This is a genomic window from Chryseobacterium oryctis (genome assembly GCF_025971925.1).
Taxonomy (GTDB): domain Bacteria; phylum Bacteroidota; class Bacteroidia; order Flavobacteriales; family Weeksellaceae; genus Chryseobacterium; species Chryseobacterium oryctis.
Genome location: NZ_JAPDHV010000001.1, coordinates 520,732 through 538,288 on the forward strand (window position 1 = coordinate 520,732; position 17,557 = coordinate 538,288).

Genomic DNA, 17,557 nt, shown 5'->3' on the forward strand with positions numbered 1-17,557 from the left:
ATGATAAAAAAAGTAAATTTTTTCTGGAAAGTTTTAAAAGAAACTTTCAGTGAATGGAATAACTCTTCCGCATCTAAAGACTCGGCAAGTTTAGCTTATTATGCTATTTTTTCCATTCCGGGATTATTAATTATTATTATTTGGATAGCTGGGAATTTCTTTGGTGAAGAAGCCATTCGTGGTGAAATCAGTCATCAGATTAGCGGATTTATGGGAAAGGAAGTTGCCCAAAGTATTGAAAGTATGATTGCAGGAGCCTTGATTGACAAGCAAAATATTTTTATGAAAATAGTAGGAATTGGTTCTCTTGTTTTTGGTTCCACTACCTTATTTTTTCAATTACAACACACCTTAAACAGCCTTTGGGATGTACAATCTGCACCCAAAAAAGCTTTAATTAAATTTTTATTAGACCGAGCCAATTCATTAGGTATGATTCTTATTTTAGGTTTTTTATTGATGATTACAATGGTTTTATCTTCATTGATAAGTGTGTTTAATAAAATCATCACCAAATACTTGGGATTTGAAACTTATATGCTTGTAGAATTTGTGAATTTTGCAGTCGGTTTCGGATTTGTAATGCTTCTTTTTGCTTTAATGTTTAAAGTGCTTCCTGATGTTCAAATCAGTTGGAAACCCGTTTGGAAAGGTGCGTTTCTTACAACTGTTCTCTTCACATTAGGAAAATTTTTATTAAGTCTCTATTTTGGAACAGCCAAACCCACTTCAGCATTCGGAACAGCAGGAACTGTCATTTTAATTATGATGTGGATTAATTATTCCTGTATGCTTGTCTTTTTCGGAGCCAAATATACCAAGGTTTATGCCTATAAAAAAGGATATAAAATCAGCCCGTCAAAACATGCAAAATGGAGTGATGCAAAGCTTTACGGAGAAAGCATTAAAAATCAAAAAGAACAAAATTCTTGATATCACAATAAAAAAAGCCTCTTAAATTGTAAGAGGCTTTTTTTTACATTCTGTTTACGGTTCCTATACCGAGTAAACCTAAAGATTTTTTGATTGTTTTTGCCGTAATATCCGATAAATTCAGACGGAATTGTTTTATATTTTCATCATCCTGATTCAAAATAGGATTACTTTGATAGAAAGAATTATAAGATTTTACCAAATCATATACATAGTTAGCAATCAAAGCAGGGCTCAATAATTCGGCAGATTTAGAAACTACCGTTTTAAAGTTTGCTAACTGCATTATTACTTCTTTTTCCGACTGGCTTAATTCAATATTTGAAACTTCTTTATATTCAACATCAGCCTTAGCCAATAACGACTGGATACGTGCATAAGTATATTGAATGAATGGTCCTGTATTCCCATTGAAATCAATACTCTCTTCAGGATTGAAAAGCATTTTCTTTTTAGGATCAACTTTAAGCATGAAATATTTCAGTGCTCCCATTCCTACATTTTCGTAATTTTCGTTTTTCTCTTCTTCTGTAAAGTTATCAAGTTTTCCTAGCTCCTCAGATTTAGATTTTGCGATATCATGCATATCCTGCATCAAATCATCAGCATCTACAACGGTTCCTTCACGAGATTTCATTTTTCCGTTAGGAAGCTCAACCATTCCGTAAGATAAATGATATAGTTGATCTGCCCAAGAATATCCTAATTTTCCTAAAATTTTAAATAAAACCTGAAAATGATAATCCTGTTCGTTTCCTACAGTATAGATTAATTTCTTAATATCATTTTGCTTAAAACGTTCTACCGCTGTGCCCAAATCCTGAGTCATATACACAGAAGTACCATCTGAACGTAGTAACAGTTTTTGGTCAAGACCTTCATCCGTTAAATCACACCAAACAGAACCATCTTCTTTTTGATATAAAACACCTTTATCCAATCCTTCCTGAATAAGGTCTTTTCCTAAAATATAGGTATTGCTTTCGTATTGAACCTGATCAAAACTTACTCCTAATCTTTTATATGTTTCATTGAAACCTTCATAAACCCAAGAGTTCATCTCATTCCAAAGGTTTCTTACCTTTTCATCTCCATTTTCCCAATCCAACAACATTTTTTGGGCTTCTTTCATCAACGGAGCATCTTTTTTAGCCTGCTCTTCAGAGATGCCTTCAGCAACTAATTCGGCAATTTCTTTTTTGTAATGTTTATCAAACTCTACATAGTAATTACCCACAAACTTATCTCCTTTTGTATTTGTAGATGACGGAGTTTCTCCTTTTCCGAATTTCTCCCAAGCCAACATAGATTTGCAAATATGTATTCCTCTGTCATTAATAATCTGAGTTTTCACAACATCATAACCATCTTCTTTTAATATTTGAGCAACAGAAAAACCCAACAGATTATTTCTAATATGTCCCAAATGCAAAGGTTTGTTGGTATTTGGAGAAGAGTATTCTACCATAACTGTAGAATTTTTCTTTTCTATTCTATCAAAATTATCATTAATAGATTTAAAATTATCTACAAAAAATTGATTTTTAATTTTAATATTAAGGAATCCTTTAACAACATTAAAACTTTCTAATAATTCTGTTTGTGTCGTTAACGCCTCCCCTAATTCTACTCCAATACTCTCAGGATTTTTCTTTAATTGTTTTACTAACGGAAAAGTAACAATAGTGAAGTCTCCTTCAAATTCAGTTTTATTCTCTTGAACTTCCAAAGCAATATCCTTCAACTGAAAGACACTTAAAATAATTTCTGAAAGTTTTTCTTCTATAATATCTTTAATATTCATCTCAAAATTTTGATGTACAAATATACGGAAATAAAAAAACCGCCCGAAGGCGGTTTAATATGAATGTTAAAACTTATTGTTGTATGAAAACTAAAGTTGCTTCATCATTTCCAGGAATTCCATCTAAATCTTTAGAACTGTCCAAAATTTTAAGTTCTATGGAAGAAAAATCAACAATTTCTTTTGTTAAAGTCTTATTAATACCATTTTCCATATAAGTCAGAGTTAAAATTTTACCCATCTTATCATAATCCCATTTGCCAGAGAAAGAATCAAATTTATTACAATTGTTATCTATTCCAATTCCATACCTTTCATAAACTCCTGTAAAATCAGTATTCACTAATAACTGTCCTTTCTTTTCACAATCAGATACAGCATATGATTTCCCTTTAAATTCATATCTTGAAGGCTTCCAACTTCCGCTAATATTAGGTGTTTCAATTATAGTATCTTGAGTATTACCATCGTTCGAACAAGAGGAAAAAGTTAATACTAAAACTATAAAACTGAATAAAAATTTTGTAGTCATATTACAATTTTAAATAAAAATATCCCTGTTGTTTTACAGGAATATTTTTTTAATATATTAAATTAATTAATGAACGTCCCAGAAAATTTTTGTTGTTACTTTATCTCCTCCAATTTTCGCAGCTGCATTAGTAACATTAGTTTTATTCAACAAATATTCTTGGTCTGAATACTTCATTCTTACTGGCACATCATCTACACTAGAGTCATCAGGATTTTGAAATACAGGATAATCTAACCTTCTTGCAAAGTTCCACGCCTGAAAGCCCTTATTAAACATTGCTACCCAAGCCTGAAAACCAATAGATTGTTTCCAATTAGCTGCATTATATGGATTAACCGCAATGAAAGCTGCTGTAGTTGTTGAATCAATTCCATATTCGGTCATAGATGCTTCAATAGCTTTTACATATAAAGCATCAGCTGTACCTCCTACGTTAAAGCCTCGTGCTGCTGCCTCAGCTCTTAAGAATGTTATTTCAGTATAGTCTAACAAATATCCTGGAGCATTCGGAGTAATCAGCATATATCCATCCCCTGCAGCATCTCCAGCTTTGGTTGAAGTCATGTGTGAATATGCTGAGTATGAATTCGAAGAACCATATACCCCTCCAACATATGCTCCACCAACTTTAGTAAACCATCTTCCTCTTCTTGGATCTGATGTAGAGTTCATATAATCAACCAATACATCTGAAGGAATAAAGTCATTTCTTCCTGACTGTATTACATCTTGATAAACAGGATTAGCAAATAACCCTGAAGGAAAAGCCGACAATCCAAAGTTATCATCATTACTTTCAAAAATCCCAGCATTATATGCTGCTTCTGCATAATTTTTAGCTAGTGTAGGATCAACATCTGATAAAGTAACAGCCAATCTAAACTTAAGAGAATTTGCCATCTTTTTCCATTTTGACATGTTCCCTCCATAATACAAATCATTTGTATACCCTGGCTGAGAGGTATTAATCAATGTATTTGCAACATCTATTCTTTTTATAAGATCTAGATAGATTGTTTTTGCATCATCATACGGAATTTCTGATGGACCAGTGTTTCCAGGAACTGCTTTCAAGGCTCCAAAATAAGGTACATCTCCATAAGTATCAACTAAATTAGCCCAAGTATATACACTAATTAATTCAATTATTGCTTCTTTATTATTTTTTTCAATAGCACTACCTCCCTCATTCTGAAGAAACTGTTTCGCATCACGAAGTGCCGACAAAACTCCAGGAGAATGAGTTACAGCAGAACTAGATGCCATCATTCTGTTATAGTGATTTCTAGGAATCGGTCTTGTAACCATATCATAGTTTGACTCATCTATATATGTTGTTTGAGCCCACTGCTGTGTAAAAAACCTTGATATGTTACTATTAACGTTCGACGTTAACAATTGAGATGCTAACTCTTGTTGTGCACTAGCTACCAATAATCCAGAAGGAACAACAGTAGGGTGTTTAGGATCTTCATTTAGAGATGTTATATCACTCTCACAAGAGTGAGTAACTACAGTCAAAGAAATTATACTGAGTATTAAAAATATTTTTTTCATTTTTTAGAATTTTAAAGTTACATTAACTCCAATATCACGAGTTGTTGGTAATACCCCAATAGAATTACCTTTGGATGCTAAGCCATTACCTGTTCCTACTTCAGGATCTGCATATGGCAAATTTTTGTGTATTATCCAAAGATTTCGTCCAACTATAGAAATTTTAGCTTCTTGAATAGAAGTATTCGCTAAAATTGACTTAGGAAGTGTATATCCTATACTAGCCTCTCTTAGCTTAACATATGATGCATCATAAACAAATCGTTTATTAGGCATTCTTCGATATCCATCAACATTTCCAAAATTATTCGGAGCTGTTGTAGCTGTTGTATTTACCTGTCCATTTGGATTTACACCCGGATGCACAACACCAGCAGTTCTATAATCTCCCACAGCAGTCTCTTCGTATAGACCTGTAGCAAGACCATAGTACATATCTGTTGAAAATACATCTCCACCATGTTTCACATCAATAAGGAAACTCAAAGAAATCCCCTTGTAATTAAAACTATTTCTCACTCCTCCAATCCAATCAGGAGTAATATTTCCAATAACCTGATTTGGATTTGTTAAGTACCTCCCAGTAGTTGGATTAATAACCGGCTGACCATTTAGATATACATAATCTGTCCCAACTAATGCACCAAAGGCCTCTCCAACTCTTGCGTTCAATGAAACACCTCCTTGATATGAGGCTAATAAATAGTTCTGCGCATCTTCATACAACTTAACTACTTTATTCTCATTTTTAGACCAATTTACATCAATATCCCATCTAAAATTATCTGTTTTAAATGGTGTTCCATTTAGCTGAATCTCTATCCCCTTATTATCAATTTGCCCCGCATTTACTAAGAATGTTCTATATCCTGTTGCAGATGATACAGGAAGATTAATAATTTGATCAATTGTTTTTGTTTTATAAATTGCAATATCAAATCCTAATCTATTTTTAAAGAACTGTCCTTCCATACCAAACTCAGTTTCCTTAGACCTCTGAGGTCTTAAATTTGGATTAGCTAAAAAGTATGACTGGTTAACCAATCCTGATCCATTAAAACCTCCTCTTACCCTATAGGTATTTTGTAATCTATAATTATCAGTAGAAGATCCTACCTCTGCATAATTACCTCTGATTTTCCAAAAGCTTAACCAACTTGGTTTCCATAACTCAGATAAAATAACAGATCCTGTTACTGAATAATAATCATATGTATTATTTTTTTTTGGAAGATTTGAACTTCTGTCTACTCTATAAGTTCCATCAACATATAACATATTTTTATATCCAAATGATGCCGTTGCATATAAACTGGATGTTAACTTTTTTGAATAATTTTCATCTGGTGGGATAATTGGATCTGCTGAATTTGAAATAGCAAATAAGCCAGGAGTAGCAAGCCCTCCCTCTGTACTTGCGTATACATCATCAACTAAATTCCTTCTGACATTTCCTCCGACAATCCCACTTACATTAAAATCAGGTGTAAAGTCATATTTATAATTTGCAAATAAATCAAAATTTGTTTCCGTAGTTCTGATATCCTGACGAGAATATCCTGATGTTACATTATTTCCAGATGCACCAAAAGCCTGAGGTAAAGAACCATTCATTAGCCTTTCCTCTATCAGCATCTGCATTTGATCATAAGATAACTTACCTGTAATTCCAAAATTCTTAGAAACATCATATTTTAATTGTACATAATTAAAACTTCTTGTTCTAGTATCTGACTGATAATTTTGGTATCTTTGGAAATAAGGATTATTCCAATAAGCAGGTGTACCATCTGTAGCCGAATTTCTGTTCCATGTATTATTCCCACTATTGGTTCTTTGGTACGCATCTCTTAATGACAATACATCAACGTTTGTCTGCCACCACTGTCTAAAACCAGTAACTAAATTATCTGAATACCCTGTTTCATTTCTACCTTTTGTATCTTGAATAGTCAAAGTTGAATAAACTGTTGCATGAAGCTTATCTGTAAAATCATAATTAAATTTTGCAGACAAACTATTTTTTCTCAAATCAGAGTTAGGTAAAAGACCATTAGAGAGCATATTTGTATAAGAAAGTGAAATATTCGATGATTTACTTCCTTTTTCCAACGATATTGAATTAACATACGTAACAGGAGTCTCGAAAAACTTAATAGGACCATTCTTTGCAGCCACCCAAGGGGTCGCTTTTCCAAAATTAGGAGAAGTTGGATCATATGAATCCCATTGGTAAACTAATAGATTTGGATTAAATTCAGCTCCATAAGAAGCATCTTCCGTAAAAGGAACTTGATACCCTCCTGTTACATCATCATGATTAAAGTATTCATCTGGATTTCCATCTCCATTAGTATCATTACCATATACAGGACCATAGCCAGCCCCATACCTTGTTTGATATTTAGGAAAAGTTGATTTATCAATAAATCCTGCGGTAATTCCAGAACTTAACGTCACTCCCCAACTTCCATCTTGCTTACCTCGTCCATTTTTAGTAACAATCAAAATTACCCCATCACTTCCTCTTTCTCCATACAATGCAGAAGCAGCCGCACCTTTTAATACGTTTACACTTTCTATATCCTCCTGATTAATATCTGATAAAAAGTTTCCATAATCAAAAATAGCACCACCTACAGTACCATTATTTACAGGAGAACCATCTATTACTATTAAAGGACTTCCTCCACTTAAGGATTTATAACCTCTGATTAATAAGTTTGCTGATCCACCGAAGTTATTGTTTGTATTAACCTGCAACCCAGAAACCTTTCCAGAAAGTAAAGATGCTACATTTCCTGTATTGGTTGTTCCTCCAGTAAGAGCCTCCGCTTTTACTTCTTCAGAAGCATATCCTAATGACTTCTTCTCTCTTTTAATACCAAGCGCAGTTACTACTACGCCTTCAATGTCCTGTGTTTTTAATGTATCACTCTTCTTTTGCTGAGCATTAGCCACAGCTAGAGATGAAGATAATACTAAGACAAGCACACCAGCTGTTAGTTTCTTCATATCAATTTTTTTTTGTACTCACAAATTTGTGAAACTTTCTTAATAAAACAAAACAAAAACATAAAAAAATATTATTTTAATTCCAATTTTTCAAAAATCATTATTTTTACATTATTAAATTTGTTAATTTTTATGGAATTATTAAAAAAATGGTCAGAAAATTATACTGAAGCAGGATGTGACGAAGTAGGAAGAGGGTGCTTAAGCGGGCCAGTAGTAGCCGCAGCCGTGATTTTAGATGATGATTTTAAGCAAAATTTAGTTAATGACTCCAAAAAATTAAACTTTAAAACAAGACTAGGACTGGATGAATACATAAAGGATAATGTAAAAGATTTTGCCATAGCAGAACTTCCCCCAGAGTTTATTGACAAGCACAATATACTAAATGCAAGCATCCATGCGATGCACCAGGCCTTAGATAAATTAACAATAAGACCAGAGCTTATTTTGGTGGATGGAAATAAATTTCACCCTTATAATTACATCCCACATCAATGCATTATCAAAGGAGATTCTAAAGTTTTATCTATTGCAGCAGCTTCCATTTTAGCAAAGAATTACAGAGATAAATTAATGATTGAACTCCATGAAGAATTCCCACAATATGGCTGGGATACAAATTTTGGATATGCAACAAAAAAACATCAGGAAGCCTTAATAAAATACGGCCCTACAAAATATCACCGTCAATCTTTCAGATTAAAATATGATTAAAAAAACACCAATTGATTTTTAACATTTTATTAATTCAGTAAAAGAAAATTTAAATTACATCTAAATAAAAAAGAGAAACAATAATTTGTTTCTCTTTCTGTTATAATTAGTTTATTTCTTTTTATTTCTCTGTTGTTCTGCCATTTTTTGTTGTTCCTGAGCTTTTTCCATCATCTCTCTCATTCGTCTTTGGAACTTCCCTTCAGCTTTAGGCTTCTCTTTATTAGCCTGAATCTGTGCATGGATTTTCTTTTCATCTAAGATCAAATATTTGATAACAAGGATAATCAAGATATTAATTGCGTTTGATACGAAATAGTACCAAGAAAGACCAGATGCAGAAGTATTCAAGAAGAACAGGAATGTAATTGGGAAGATATACATCAAAACCTTCATATTTGGCATTCCTTCCTGTTGAGGTTGTTGCATATTTCCTGAAGTCATTACTGTATAAATCAAAATTACTACTGTACAAGCAATTGCAAAAATACTTAAGTGATCGCCCAAGAAAGGAATATTAAATGGTAATTTTATCAAATCGTCATACGCCGTTAAATCTTTAGCAAACCAAAAGCCCTGCCCTCTCAAATCAATAAAATTTGGGAAGAAACGGAACAATGCATAGAAAATAGGAATCTGCACCAACGCTGGCAAACATCCCGCCATTTGATTTACTCCAGCTTTTCTATAAATTTCCATAGTAGCCTGTTGCTTTTTCATAGGATCTGCATCCTTCAATTTGGCATTCACCTCATCAATTTCAGGACGGATAACTTTCATCATTGCACTCAATTTATGTTGTTTATACATAATTGGTGACAAAATAAGCTTCACAATGATAGTCATTAAGAAAATCACCCAACCTGCAGTAAGTCCCCATTCTGCAATGATATTATACATAGGAATAAAGAATCCACGGTTCATCCATCCGATGAAAGACCAACCTAAAGGTAAAATTTCATCAAAATTTTTATCATAAGATTTTAACAACGATAAATCTAATGGCATAAAATACCAAGTGAAATCCTGATTCAATTCGCCCCCCGTCATTTGAACAAAACCTTCATAATTCAGCTTTTTCAAATACTCTCCCTCTTCAACAGTATCCTGATATCCTTTACTCTGGGTAAATCCGTTTTTAGCTTCAATCACAGAAGCGAAGAACTGTTGCTTTACACCAATCCAGTTAAGAGTTTCCTTTTCTTCTTCCATTGTCGTTCTTCCATCATAATCATAATCTTTATAATTATTGAAAGCGTACGAAAATTCTGAATGAGACTGCTCCTGAGTTCTACCTTTTTCAAGATTTCTTACACTGTAATCCCAAATAAAATCTGCCTTACTATCAGACGTTAACTGAGCTAGACCTTGAGTTCTTACTTTAAAATCTAATGTATATTTTGGAAGTAACGTATAAATAAACTGAATAACAGCACCGTTATAATTAGCCGTCATTGTTACAGTGTTTCCATTTACAGTCGGTGTAAATACTAAATCTTTGGTATTGATTACTTTTCCAGTTTTATCTTTAAACTGAAAACCGTAATTTGAATTATTTTTATTGATTAAATAAAGCGGAAGATCAGCTTTGTCTGTTTTTTGGTCGTAGGCTTTATATTCCGAAAGCTCTATTTTAGAAACCTGCCCTCCTAAACTTGAGAACTCTACTTTCAATTCTTTATTTGAAAGATTCGCAGTCTGAATTGCGTTAGGAGTTACATTGGGATTGATATTGCTAACCTGAGTTTGTTTTACAGCATTCTGTACCTTTTCAGTTTTTTGTTGCTGTGCTTTCAATTCTTCTTCTTTTGATTGCTTGTTTTGGAAATAAAACATGAAACCAAAAAGAACCAAACACAAAACCGCAAAACTTATCATTTGGCTTTTATCCAGTCCGTTGTTCTGTTGCATTTTATCTTTATTAAAAAATTTTACATTTAAAATTTGTATAGCAAAACGCTACACATTTTGAGTCGACAAAAATACTGTTTTTTTATCAAAACTCTATGCTATAATATATTACTTATATAATAAACTCAAGCTGATAATAATCAACCTGAGTTTATATATGACGTTTGTAATTAAAAAATTACCTTATTTCTGTGTACAAGCCTTAATAAAAGCTCTGAATAGAGGATGCGGCGTTGCAACCGTACTCTTATATTCCGGGTGATACTGTACTCCAACATAGAAAGGGTGTCCTGGCATTTCTAATGCTTCCACTAGTCCTGTTTCAGGATTCGTACCTGTTGCTAGGAAACCGTTTTTCTCAAAATCAGCCAAATAATCACTATTAAATTCATATCTGTGACGGTGTCTTTCAGAAATATTTTTGCTTCCGTAGATTTCAGCAAGTTTAGAACCGTTTTTCAAAGCACATTTCCATGCTCCAAGACGCATTGTACCTCCTTTATCTACTACATTTTTCTGCTCTTCCATTAATGAAATTACTGGATCCGGAGTTGCTGTATCAAATTCCATTGAGTTTGCTTTTGCATGTCCTAAAACATTTCTTGCAAATTCAATTGTCATAATCTGCATTCCTAAACAAATACCCAGCATCGGAATTTTATTTTCTCTGGCAAATTGTGCCGTAAGAATTTTACCTTCAATACCTCTATCTCCGAAACCTGGAGCGACAAGAATCCCATCGATATCTTTTAATGTATCTTTAATATTTTCAGCAGTTATATCTCCACTGTATACCCATCTTACTTTTACCTCAGTCTCTAAATCGGCTCCTGCATGTTTAAAAGCTTCAGCAATTGAAATATAGGAATCCTGAAGAGACACATATTTTCCGACTAGCGCAATTTCAATAGACTTTTTAGGATTCTGGAATTTCTTAAGGAAATTTTTCCAGTTTTTAAGATCAGCTTCTTTATCACTTTTCAAATCCAGTTCTTTCAGAACTACATCATCAAAGTTCTGTTTTTGAAGGTACATCGGAACTTCATAAATTGTATCCAAATCTTTACATTCAATCACATTATCCAAAGGAACATTACAGAACTGAGCCAATTTTGCTCTCTGATCTTTCGGAATTTTATGTTCTGTTCTGCAAACCAATACATCAGCCATGATTCCGCTTTCCATCAATTGACGAACAGAATGCTGAGATGGTTTTGTTTTTAATTCTCCACTCGAAGCCAAATATGGCAACAATGTCAAGTGAATAACCATAGAATTATTTTCACCCAATTCCCACTTCAGCTGACGTACAGTTTCAATGTAAGGCAAAGATTCAATATCTCCTACAGTTCCACCGATCTCTGTAATAATGATATCGTAGTTCTGTTTAGATAAAATTTTAATTCTACGTTTGATTTCGTTCGTAATATGAGGAATTACCTGAACTGTTTTTCCAAGAAAGTCTCCTTTTCTTTCTTTTTCTATTACAGTCTGGTAGATTTTTCCTGTCGTAACGTTGTTGTTTTGGGAAGTTGGAGCATCCAGATAACGCTCATAGTGACCTAAATCAAGATCCGTCTCCGCACCATCTTCAGTTACATAGCACTCTCCATGTTCATAAGGATTCAGTGTTCCTGGGTCGATATTAATATAAGGATCTAGTTTTTGGATCGTTACATTAAAGCCGCGTGATTTTAGTAGAAGTCCCAGAGAAGCAGAAACGATTCCCTTTCCCAAAGATGAAGTTACACCTCCTGTCACAAAGATGTACTTTGTATTCTTTTTACTCATTAGATTAGGTTTGTGCAAAGTTAGGGGAAAAAGAAATACAAAGCAATTTTGTTACGATTTTAAAAACAAAAAAGTCTTCAAAATTAATTGAAGACTCATCATTAAATCAAGTTATATTTGAAATTTATTGCTTAATCATTTCAAAATACAGGTTAACATCAACCTCCTTACCAACTCCCGCTCCTGTTGGATCATATTTAATATTATAATCTAAACGATTCACTTTAAAAGTTGTCTGAAAGCCTAAAACTTCTTTTCCTTGTTGGTTTTTAGTAATCCCGCCAAAAGTTACAGGAACACTGATTTCTTTTATAACATCTTTGATGTTTAATTTTCCTTTCAAAATATAAGTATTTTTAGCTTTATCTTTAGTGATGGCAATGCTTTCGAATCTCATTTGAGGATACTTTTCAACATCAAAAAAATCTGGACTTTTCAAATGCTTGTCTCTCATTTCAACTCCGGTGTTGATTGAATTTATATTGGTCATAAACTCAAAAGTTGCGTCATCAAGCCCATCTCCTTTAGTTATTACTCTTCCTTCAAAAGAGTCAAATCTTCCCTGTACAAAACTTATGCCCATATGTTTAATCGTGAAATTCACAGAAGAATGCATCGGATCTACTGCCCAAGCTGTCTGTGCAAAGACTGTAATACTCAATAAAGCAAAAACAAAAGTTAAAAATACCTTTTTCATTGTATATTATTTTAAAATTAATTTCAAACAAAAGTATGTTAATTATCAAAACTTTGTATTGATCTATGTTATCTTTCATACAAATATGAAAGTTTCTTTGTGCTAAGTTTTTCATAATTTTACATCATGGCAAAATTAAAAACAGCATATTTCTGTCAAAACTGTGGAACACAGTACCCTCAATGGATGGGGCAATGTAAAAATTGCGGAGAATGGAATACTTTAGTAGAAGAAGTTGTAGAGAAAACAGCATCTCATAAAACGCCTCCTTTTTCTAAATCTAAGCAACACGTTATTAATATTATCGAGGTTGAAACCAGTGAAGAGCCAAGAATAAAAACTCCTTCAGAAGAGCTGAATCGAGTTTTAGGAGGTGGAATCGTTTTAGGCTCTGTTACGCTTATTGGAGGTGAACCAGGAATCGGAAAATCTACCCTTTTACTTCAATTAGCATTGAAAATGAAGAAAAAAATCTTCTACGTTTCGGGGGAGGAAAGTGCTTCTCAAATTAAAATGAGAGCAGACAGATTAACTGACATTCAAAATCCTAACTGTTTTCTGTTTACAGAAACTTCCTTGGAAAAAATTCTTCATGAAGCCAAGAAACTAGAACCCGATTTTGTGATTATCGATTCTATTCAGACATTGCAGTCACAACTTATTGAAAGTTCACCAGGAACCGTTTCTCAAATCAGAGAATGTTCTAACGAAATTATTAAATATGCTAAAGAAAATAACGTTCCTGTTTTTTTAGTAGGACATATTACAAAAGACGGACAAATTGCCGGTCCGAAAGTTTTGGAACACATGGTAGATGTTGTTCTGAATTTTGATGGCGACCGAAACCATCTTTTTAGATTATTAAGAGCGAATAAAAACCGTTTTGGCTCTACTTCCGAAATCGGGATTTATGAAATGATTTCCCAAGGTTTAAAAGAAATAAAAAACCCTTCGGAAATTTTAATTACTAAAAAATTTGAAGAACTTTCCGGAAACTCAATTGCTGTAACGCTGGAAGGAAACCGACCAATGCTTCTGGAAATTCAGGCTTTGGTAAGTACCGCTGTATACGGAACACCGCAAAGAAGTTCAACGGGCTTTGATTCTAAAAGACTCAATATGCTTTTGGCTGTTTTGGAAAAAAGAGCAGGCTTTCAACTAGGAGCAAAAGATGTATTTTTGAATATTACAGGAGGTATAAAAACCGATGATCCTGCTTTAGATTTGGCAGTTATTGCGTCTGTGCTTTCTTCCAATGAAGACATTGCCATTTCCGAACATTATTGTTTTGCAGGTGAAATTGGATTAAGCGGAGAAATCAGGCCTGTTGCACAGATAGAGCAGAGAATTACAGAAGCTGAAAAGCTAGGATACGAAAAGATTTTCGTATCTAATCTGAATAAAATCCCGAAAAGAAAATTTGGAATTAAAATAGAAGAAGTAAGCAAAATAGAGGACTTTCATGAAAGACTTTTTTAGATGATGAAAACCAATATCCTTGAATATTATAACAAACTTGCAAAATCCTATGATGAAAACCGCTTCGGAAATTCGTATGGAAAATATATTGACCAACAAGAAAGAATTTTTTTGACTTCTTTTTTTAAGATTAAAAAATATTCAAGAATTTTAGATTTAGGTTGCGGAACAGGCAGACTTCTCAATTTTGCGACCCACGGCGCTGATTTTAGTGAAAAAATGCTGGAAGTTGCTCAAGAAAAACATCCTGATAAAATTTTAGCTAAAGGCGAGATTTCAGAAATTCCATTTGATATAAATTTTGACTGTATTTTTTGTTTTCATGTCATTATGCATCAAAATAAAGAAGAAACAAGATTATTTTTAAATGAGTGTTATCGAAAATTAGATAAAAACGGAACTTTAATTTTTGATTACCCTACAAAATCAAGAAGAACCGTAGTTTCTCCACAAGAAGATTGGCATGCTGGTAACAGCTTTACCTCCGACGAAATTTCTAATATTTTGGAAAATAAATGGAAAATAAAAAACAAAACCGGCATTTTACTCTTCCCTATCCACAGAATCCCGAAAAGTATGAGAAAATTCTTTTTGCCTATCGATATTGCACTTTGTAAAACCTTTCTTAAAAATTGGGCATCATATCAGGTTATTATTTTAGAAAAAATATGATAAAAAAGTTCAAAGAAGTCCTACCTTATCAATGGAAATTGCAAGTTAAACTATTGCAAAGATATCTTCATGAACTAAAAAACAATCATCAGTACCCTAAAAATTATCAATCTGAAAACATAGGAGAATTTAGTTTAAAAATTTCCCAACCTATAAGAAATGGAGCTTTTTTTGAGAATAAAATTCACAATCTGGAAGTGGTCAATCAAAAAATAAATAACCTCATCATACAGCCTCAAGAAGTATTTTCTTTTTGGAAACTTATTGACAAACCGAATACAAAGAATAATTTTAAAGAAGGAAGAAATCTCAAAAAGAATACTATATCCAGTGATGTAGGAGGCGGAATTTGCCAGTTTTCTTCAATTATTTACTATTTGTGTTTACAAGCCGGTGTGAAAATCATTGAAAGACACCCTCATTCTATTGATATTTATAAAGAAACTGAACGTTTTACACCTTTAGGTTCCGACTGTACGGTTGTTTATGGATATAAAGATTTACAAATTCAAAATACATTTCCTTTTCCCATTCAGTTCAAAAGTTTTGTAAACAATAATGAACTTCATTTTAGTATAATTTCTAATGAATTAATTGATTCAAAAAATATTTATTTTAAATATACAGAAGTTCAAAACGGAGTATGGGTAGATACTTATATAGACGAGATTTTTTTAAATAAAAATTTCTATATTCGCCTATAAATTAAACAACAAGCATAATTAAAATTCAAAAAATCAACAAAACAAAGTATTTTTACAAAAATTAATCATAAAATACAAAATTCACTTTATATTGAAATATTTTATAGATTTACATACTTAAAAACTTTTAACTAAATAATTATGAAAACAAAATTAGTCATCGTTGCTATTTTCTGTGCACAATTTTTCTCAGCACAAATTAGTGTATTTCAGAATCAGGTAAATGAAGGAAATTTAACTTCTAAACAAAAAATAACTAAAGAACTAGCTTCCAATTATATTACAACTCAATATTTCATTCAACCCAACTTTAAGCTGAATTCAGATTTAAAAATCAAACTTCCTAACCAAAAGGAAATCGTTGCTAGATTTGACAAACAATTTACCTACGGAAATAAAAGTGAATCTTATGTTTACTCCATAGAAAACGAACCTCTTTCCGAATTGGTTTTATCTAAATATGACAATATTGTAACGGGAATGTATGCTCCGCTTTCCGGTGAAAAAGTAATGTTTCATCAAACAGAAGGCGACATATTTGCTTTATCATTAGTAAGTGACCAAAAGATTTTAGACCAAGATTCTAAAGATGATTATATTCTAGATTCTTCTCTTTCCGGATATGCAAAAGTAAACTCTGATGTATGCCTTAGCTCAACGGCTGTATGCCCAGCCTCAAGAATTGATGTAATGGTTGTTTACACTTCAGCAGCAAGAACAGCTTGGGGAGGAGTTTCTCAAAGCAACTCTTCTATAGCAACGGCTATTACTAATTTCAATACTGCATTAACGAATTCGGGAGTTACTAATGTTACTATTAATTTGATATACGCAGGAGAAATCTCTTATACTGAACCAGGAAATATCAATACTGACCTAACAAGATTGAGAACCAATAATGATGGATATATGGATGATGTTCATACATTAAGAACAACTTACGGAGCTGATCTTGTGGCATTAGTAACAGGAACGCCTACCAACACCTGCGGTTTAGGGTATTTAAATACCAATGCAACCAATTATAGCGCAGCAAACGGATTCTGTGTAGGTCTATACAATTGTGTGGTTTCTAATTATTCTTTAGCACACGAATTAGGCCATAATATGGGATTACAACATGATTGGTATGTGAATACAAGTGCTTTACCATGCAGTCATCATCATGGCTATACAAACCGAACTGCAATTAATTCGGGAACTTCTAGCACATCTTCACAACGCTGGAGAACCATCATGGCTTACAATGATGAATGTGCAGCTACAGGATTTAATTGTACAAGAATTAATCGTTGGTCAAATCCTAATGTAAATTACAATTCAGAACCTACAGGAATAGCCATCGGAAATACAAATCCGTCTAACGAAGCCTATGGTTTTGCACGATTTGCGTGTGTAGTCTCCAATTTCATGCCTACAGCGTCGGGTTTATCAACTTCTGAACTTGTTACTGAAGCAAAAAAATTCAGCATATACCCTAACCCAGCAAAAGAAACAATCACGATTACAACTATTGATGATAAAAAATATTCATTCAAAATAATCAATTCAATAGGGCAAAATATTATCACAACTTCAGATAAAACAATCAACATAAGAAGTTTAAGCTCTGGAGTATATTTTGTGAATATCCATGATGAAAAGGGTACGTTAGTCGGAAACAAGAAATTTATAGTTGAATAATATTCAATAAAAATTAAAAGTTAAATCCTCTGAATATTTCAATTTTATTCAGGGGATTT

At 32.8% G+C, this 17,557-nt stretch carries 13 protein-coding genes; 6 read left to right on the plus strand and 7 right to left on the minus strand.

What is annotated here, in order from left to right; translation table 11 throughout:
- Window positions 1-933 (plus strand): YihY/virulence factor BrkB family protein, encoded by a 933-nt coding sequence (locus OH806_RS02495; protein WP_264742097.1) that lies wholly within the window; start codon window positions 1-3, stop codon window positions 931-933.
- A gap of 43 nt (window positions 934-976) precedes the next feature.
- Here the strand turns inward: OH806_RS02495 and argS are convergent, their stop codons facing one another.
- The 4 genes from argS to OH806_RS02515 all read right to left on the minus strand — a co-directional run bounded on the left by argS (window position 977) and on the right by OH806_RS02515 (window position 7,844).
- Window positions 977-2,737 (minus strand): arginine--tRNA ligase, encoded by a 1,761-nt coding sequence (gene argS, locus OH806_RS02500; protein ID WP_264742098.1) that lies wholly within the window; start codon window positions 2,735-2,737, stop codon window positions 977-979.
- A gap of 73 nt (window positions 2,738-2,810) precedes the next feature.
- A complete protein-coding gene (locus OH806_RS02505) occupies window positions 2,811-3,269 on the minus strand; it encodes a lipocalin-like domain-containing protein (RefSeq protein WP_264742099.1) in 459 nt (152 codons plus the stop codon).
- Window positions 3,270-3,335: 66 nt separating this feature from the next.
- Complete coding sequence (locus tag OH806_RS02510; RefSeq protein ID WP_264742100.1) at window positions 3,336-4,829, minus strand: SusD/RagB family nutrient-binding outer membrane lipoprotein; 1,494 nt, start codon at window positions 4,827-4,829, stop codon at window positions 3,336-3,338.
- Window positions 4,830-4,832: 3 nt separating this feature from the next.
- A complete protein-coding gene (locus OH806_RS02515) occupies window positions 4,833-7,844 on the minus strand; it encodes a SusC/RagA family TonB-linked outer membrane protein (RefSeq protein WP_264742101.1) in 3,012 nt (1,003 codons plus the stop codon).
- 132 nt (window positions 7,845-7,976) lie between these two features.
- On the opposite strand from OH806_RS02515, the gene OH806_RS02520 reads away from it, so the two are divergent.
- Window positions 7,977-8,561 (plus strand): ribonuclease HII, encoded by a 585-nt coding sequence (locus tag OH806_RS02520; protein ID WP_264742102.1) that lies wholly within the window; start codon window positions 7,977-7,979, stop codon window positions 8,559-8,561.
- Between the two features lie 111 nt (window positions 8,562-8,672).
- Here OH806_RS02520 and yidC read toward each other — a convergent pair whose 3' ends face one another.
- The 3 genes from yidC to OH806_RS02535 all read right to left on the minus strand — a co-directional run bounded on the left by yidC (window position 8,673) and on the right by OH806_RS02535 (window position 12,960).
- Window positions 8,673-10,472 carry a membrane protein insertase YidC gene (gene yidC / locus OH806_RS02525; protein WP_264742103.1) on the minus strand — a complete coding sequence of 600 codons (1,800 nt, stop codon included), beginning with the start codon at window positions 10,470-10,472 and terminating at the stop codon, window positions 8,673-8,675.
- Window positions 10,473-10,655: 183 nt separating this feature from the next.
- The gene (locus OH806_RS02530) at window positions 10,656-12,263 is read right to left on the minus strand and encodes a CTP synthase (protein ID WP_264742104.1); all 1,608 of its coding nucleotides are present in this window, start codon (window positions 12,261-12,263) and stop codon (window positions 10,656-10,658) included.
- Between the two features lie 124 nt (window positions 12,264-12,387).
- Complete coding sequence (locus OH806_RS02535) at window positions 12,388-12,960, minus strand: YceI family protein (protein WP_264742105.1); 573 nt, start codon at window positions 12,958-12,960, stop codon at window positions 12,388-12,390.
- 126 nt (window positions 12,961-13,086) lie between these two features.
- On the opposite strand from OH806_RS02535, the gene radA reads away from it, so the two are divergent.
- From radA to OH806_RS02555, 4 genes are all read left to right on the plus strand, one after another.
- Complete coding sequence (radA, locus tag OH806_RS02540; RefSeq protein ID WP_264742106.1) at window positions 13,087-14,439, plus strand: DNA repair protein RadA; 1,353 nt, start codon at window positions 13,087-13,089, stop codon at window positions 14,437-14,439.
- Window positions 14,440-14,442: 3 nt separating this feature from the next.
- The gene (locus OH806_RS02545) at window positions 14,443-15,111 is read left to right on the plus strand and encodes a class I SAM-dependent DNA methyltransferase (RefSeq protein WP_264742107.1); all 669 of its coding nucleotides are present in this window, start codon (window positions 14,443-14,445) and stop codon (window positions 15,109-15,111) included.
- Window positions 15,108-15,815 (plus strand): VanW family protein, encoded by a 708-nt coding sequence (locus OH806_RS02550; protein ID WP_264742108.1) that lies wholly within the window; start codon window positions 15,108-15,110, stop codon window positions 15,813-15,815. The genes OH806_RS02545 and OH806_RS02550 overlap by 4 nt, the downstream gene beginning before the upstream one ends.
- Window positions 15,816-15,956: 141 nt before the next feature.
- Entirely contained in the window at window positions 15,957-17,498 is a 1,542-nt protein-coding gene (locus tag OH806_RS02555) for a zinc-dependent metalloprotease (RefSeq protein ID WP_264742109.1), read from the plus strand.
- Window positions 17,499-17,557 lie beyond the last annotated feature (59 nt).

Excerpts from the sequence above, each read along its gene's own strand:
- OH806_RS02505 (WP_264742099.1), bottom strand. The coding sequence starts at position 3,269 with ATGACTACAAAATTTTTATTCAGTTTTATAGTTTTAGTATTAACTTTT.
- OH806_RS02535 (WP_264742105.1), bottom strand. The coding sequence starts at position 12,960 with ATGAAAAAGGTATTTTTAACTTTTGTTTTTGCTTTATTGAGTATTACA.
- OH806_RS02495 (WP_264742097.1), top strand. The coding sequence starts at position 1 with ATGATAAAAAAAGTAAATTTTTTCTGGAAAGTTTTAAAAGAAACTTTC.
- OH806_RS02530 (WP_264742104.1), bottom strand. The coding sequence starts at position 12,263 with ATGAGTAAAAAGAATACAAAGTACATCTTTGTGACAGGAGGTGTAACT.
- radA (WP_264742106.1), top strand. The coding sequence starts at position 13,087 with ATGGCAAAATTAAAAACAGCATATTTCTGTCAAAACTGTGGAACACAG.
- OH806_RS02550 (WP_264742108.1), top strand. The coding sequence starts at position 15,108 with ATGATAAAAAAGTTCAAAGAAGTCCTACCTTATCAATGGAAATTGCAA.
- yidC (WP_264742103.1), bottom strand. The coding sequence starts at position 10,472 with ATGCAACAGAACAACGGACTGGATAAAAGCCAAATGATAAGTTTTGCG.
- OH806_RS02520 (WP_264742102.1), top strand. The coding sequence starts at position 7,977 with ATGGAATTATTAAAAAAATGGTCAGAAAATTATACTGAAGCAGGATGT.
- OH806_RS02510 (WP_264742100.1), bottom strand. The coding sequence starts at position 4,829 with ATGAAAAAAATATTTTTAATACTCAGTATAATTTCTTTGACTGTAGTT.
- OH806_RS02555 (WP_264742109.1), top strand. The coding sequence starts at position 15,957 with ATGAAAACAAAATTAGTCATCGTTGCTATTTTCTGTGCACAATTTTTC.
- OH806_RS02545 (WP_264742107.1), top strand. The coding sequence starts at position 14,443 with ATGAAAACCAATATCCTTGAATATTATAACAAACTTGCAAAATCCTAT.
- OH806_RS02515 (WP_264742101.1), bottom strand. The coding sequence starts at position 7,844 with ATGAAGAAACTAACAGCTGGTGTGCTTGTCTTAGTATTATCTTCATCT.
- argS (WP_264742098.1), bottom strand. The coding sequence starts at position 2,737 with ATGAATATTAAAGATATTATAGAAGAAAAACTTTCAGAAATTATTTTA.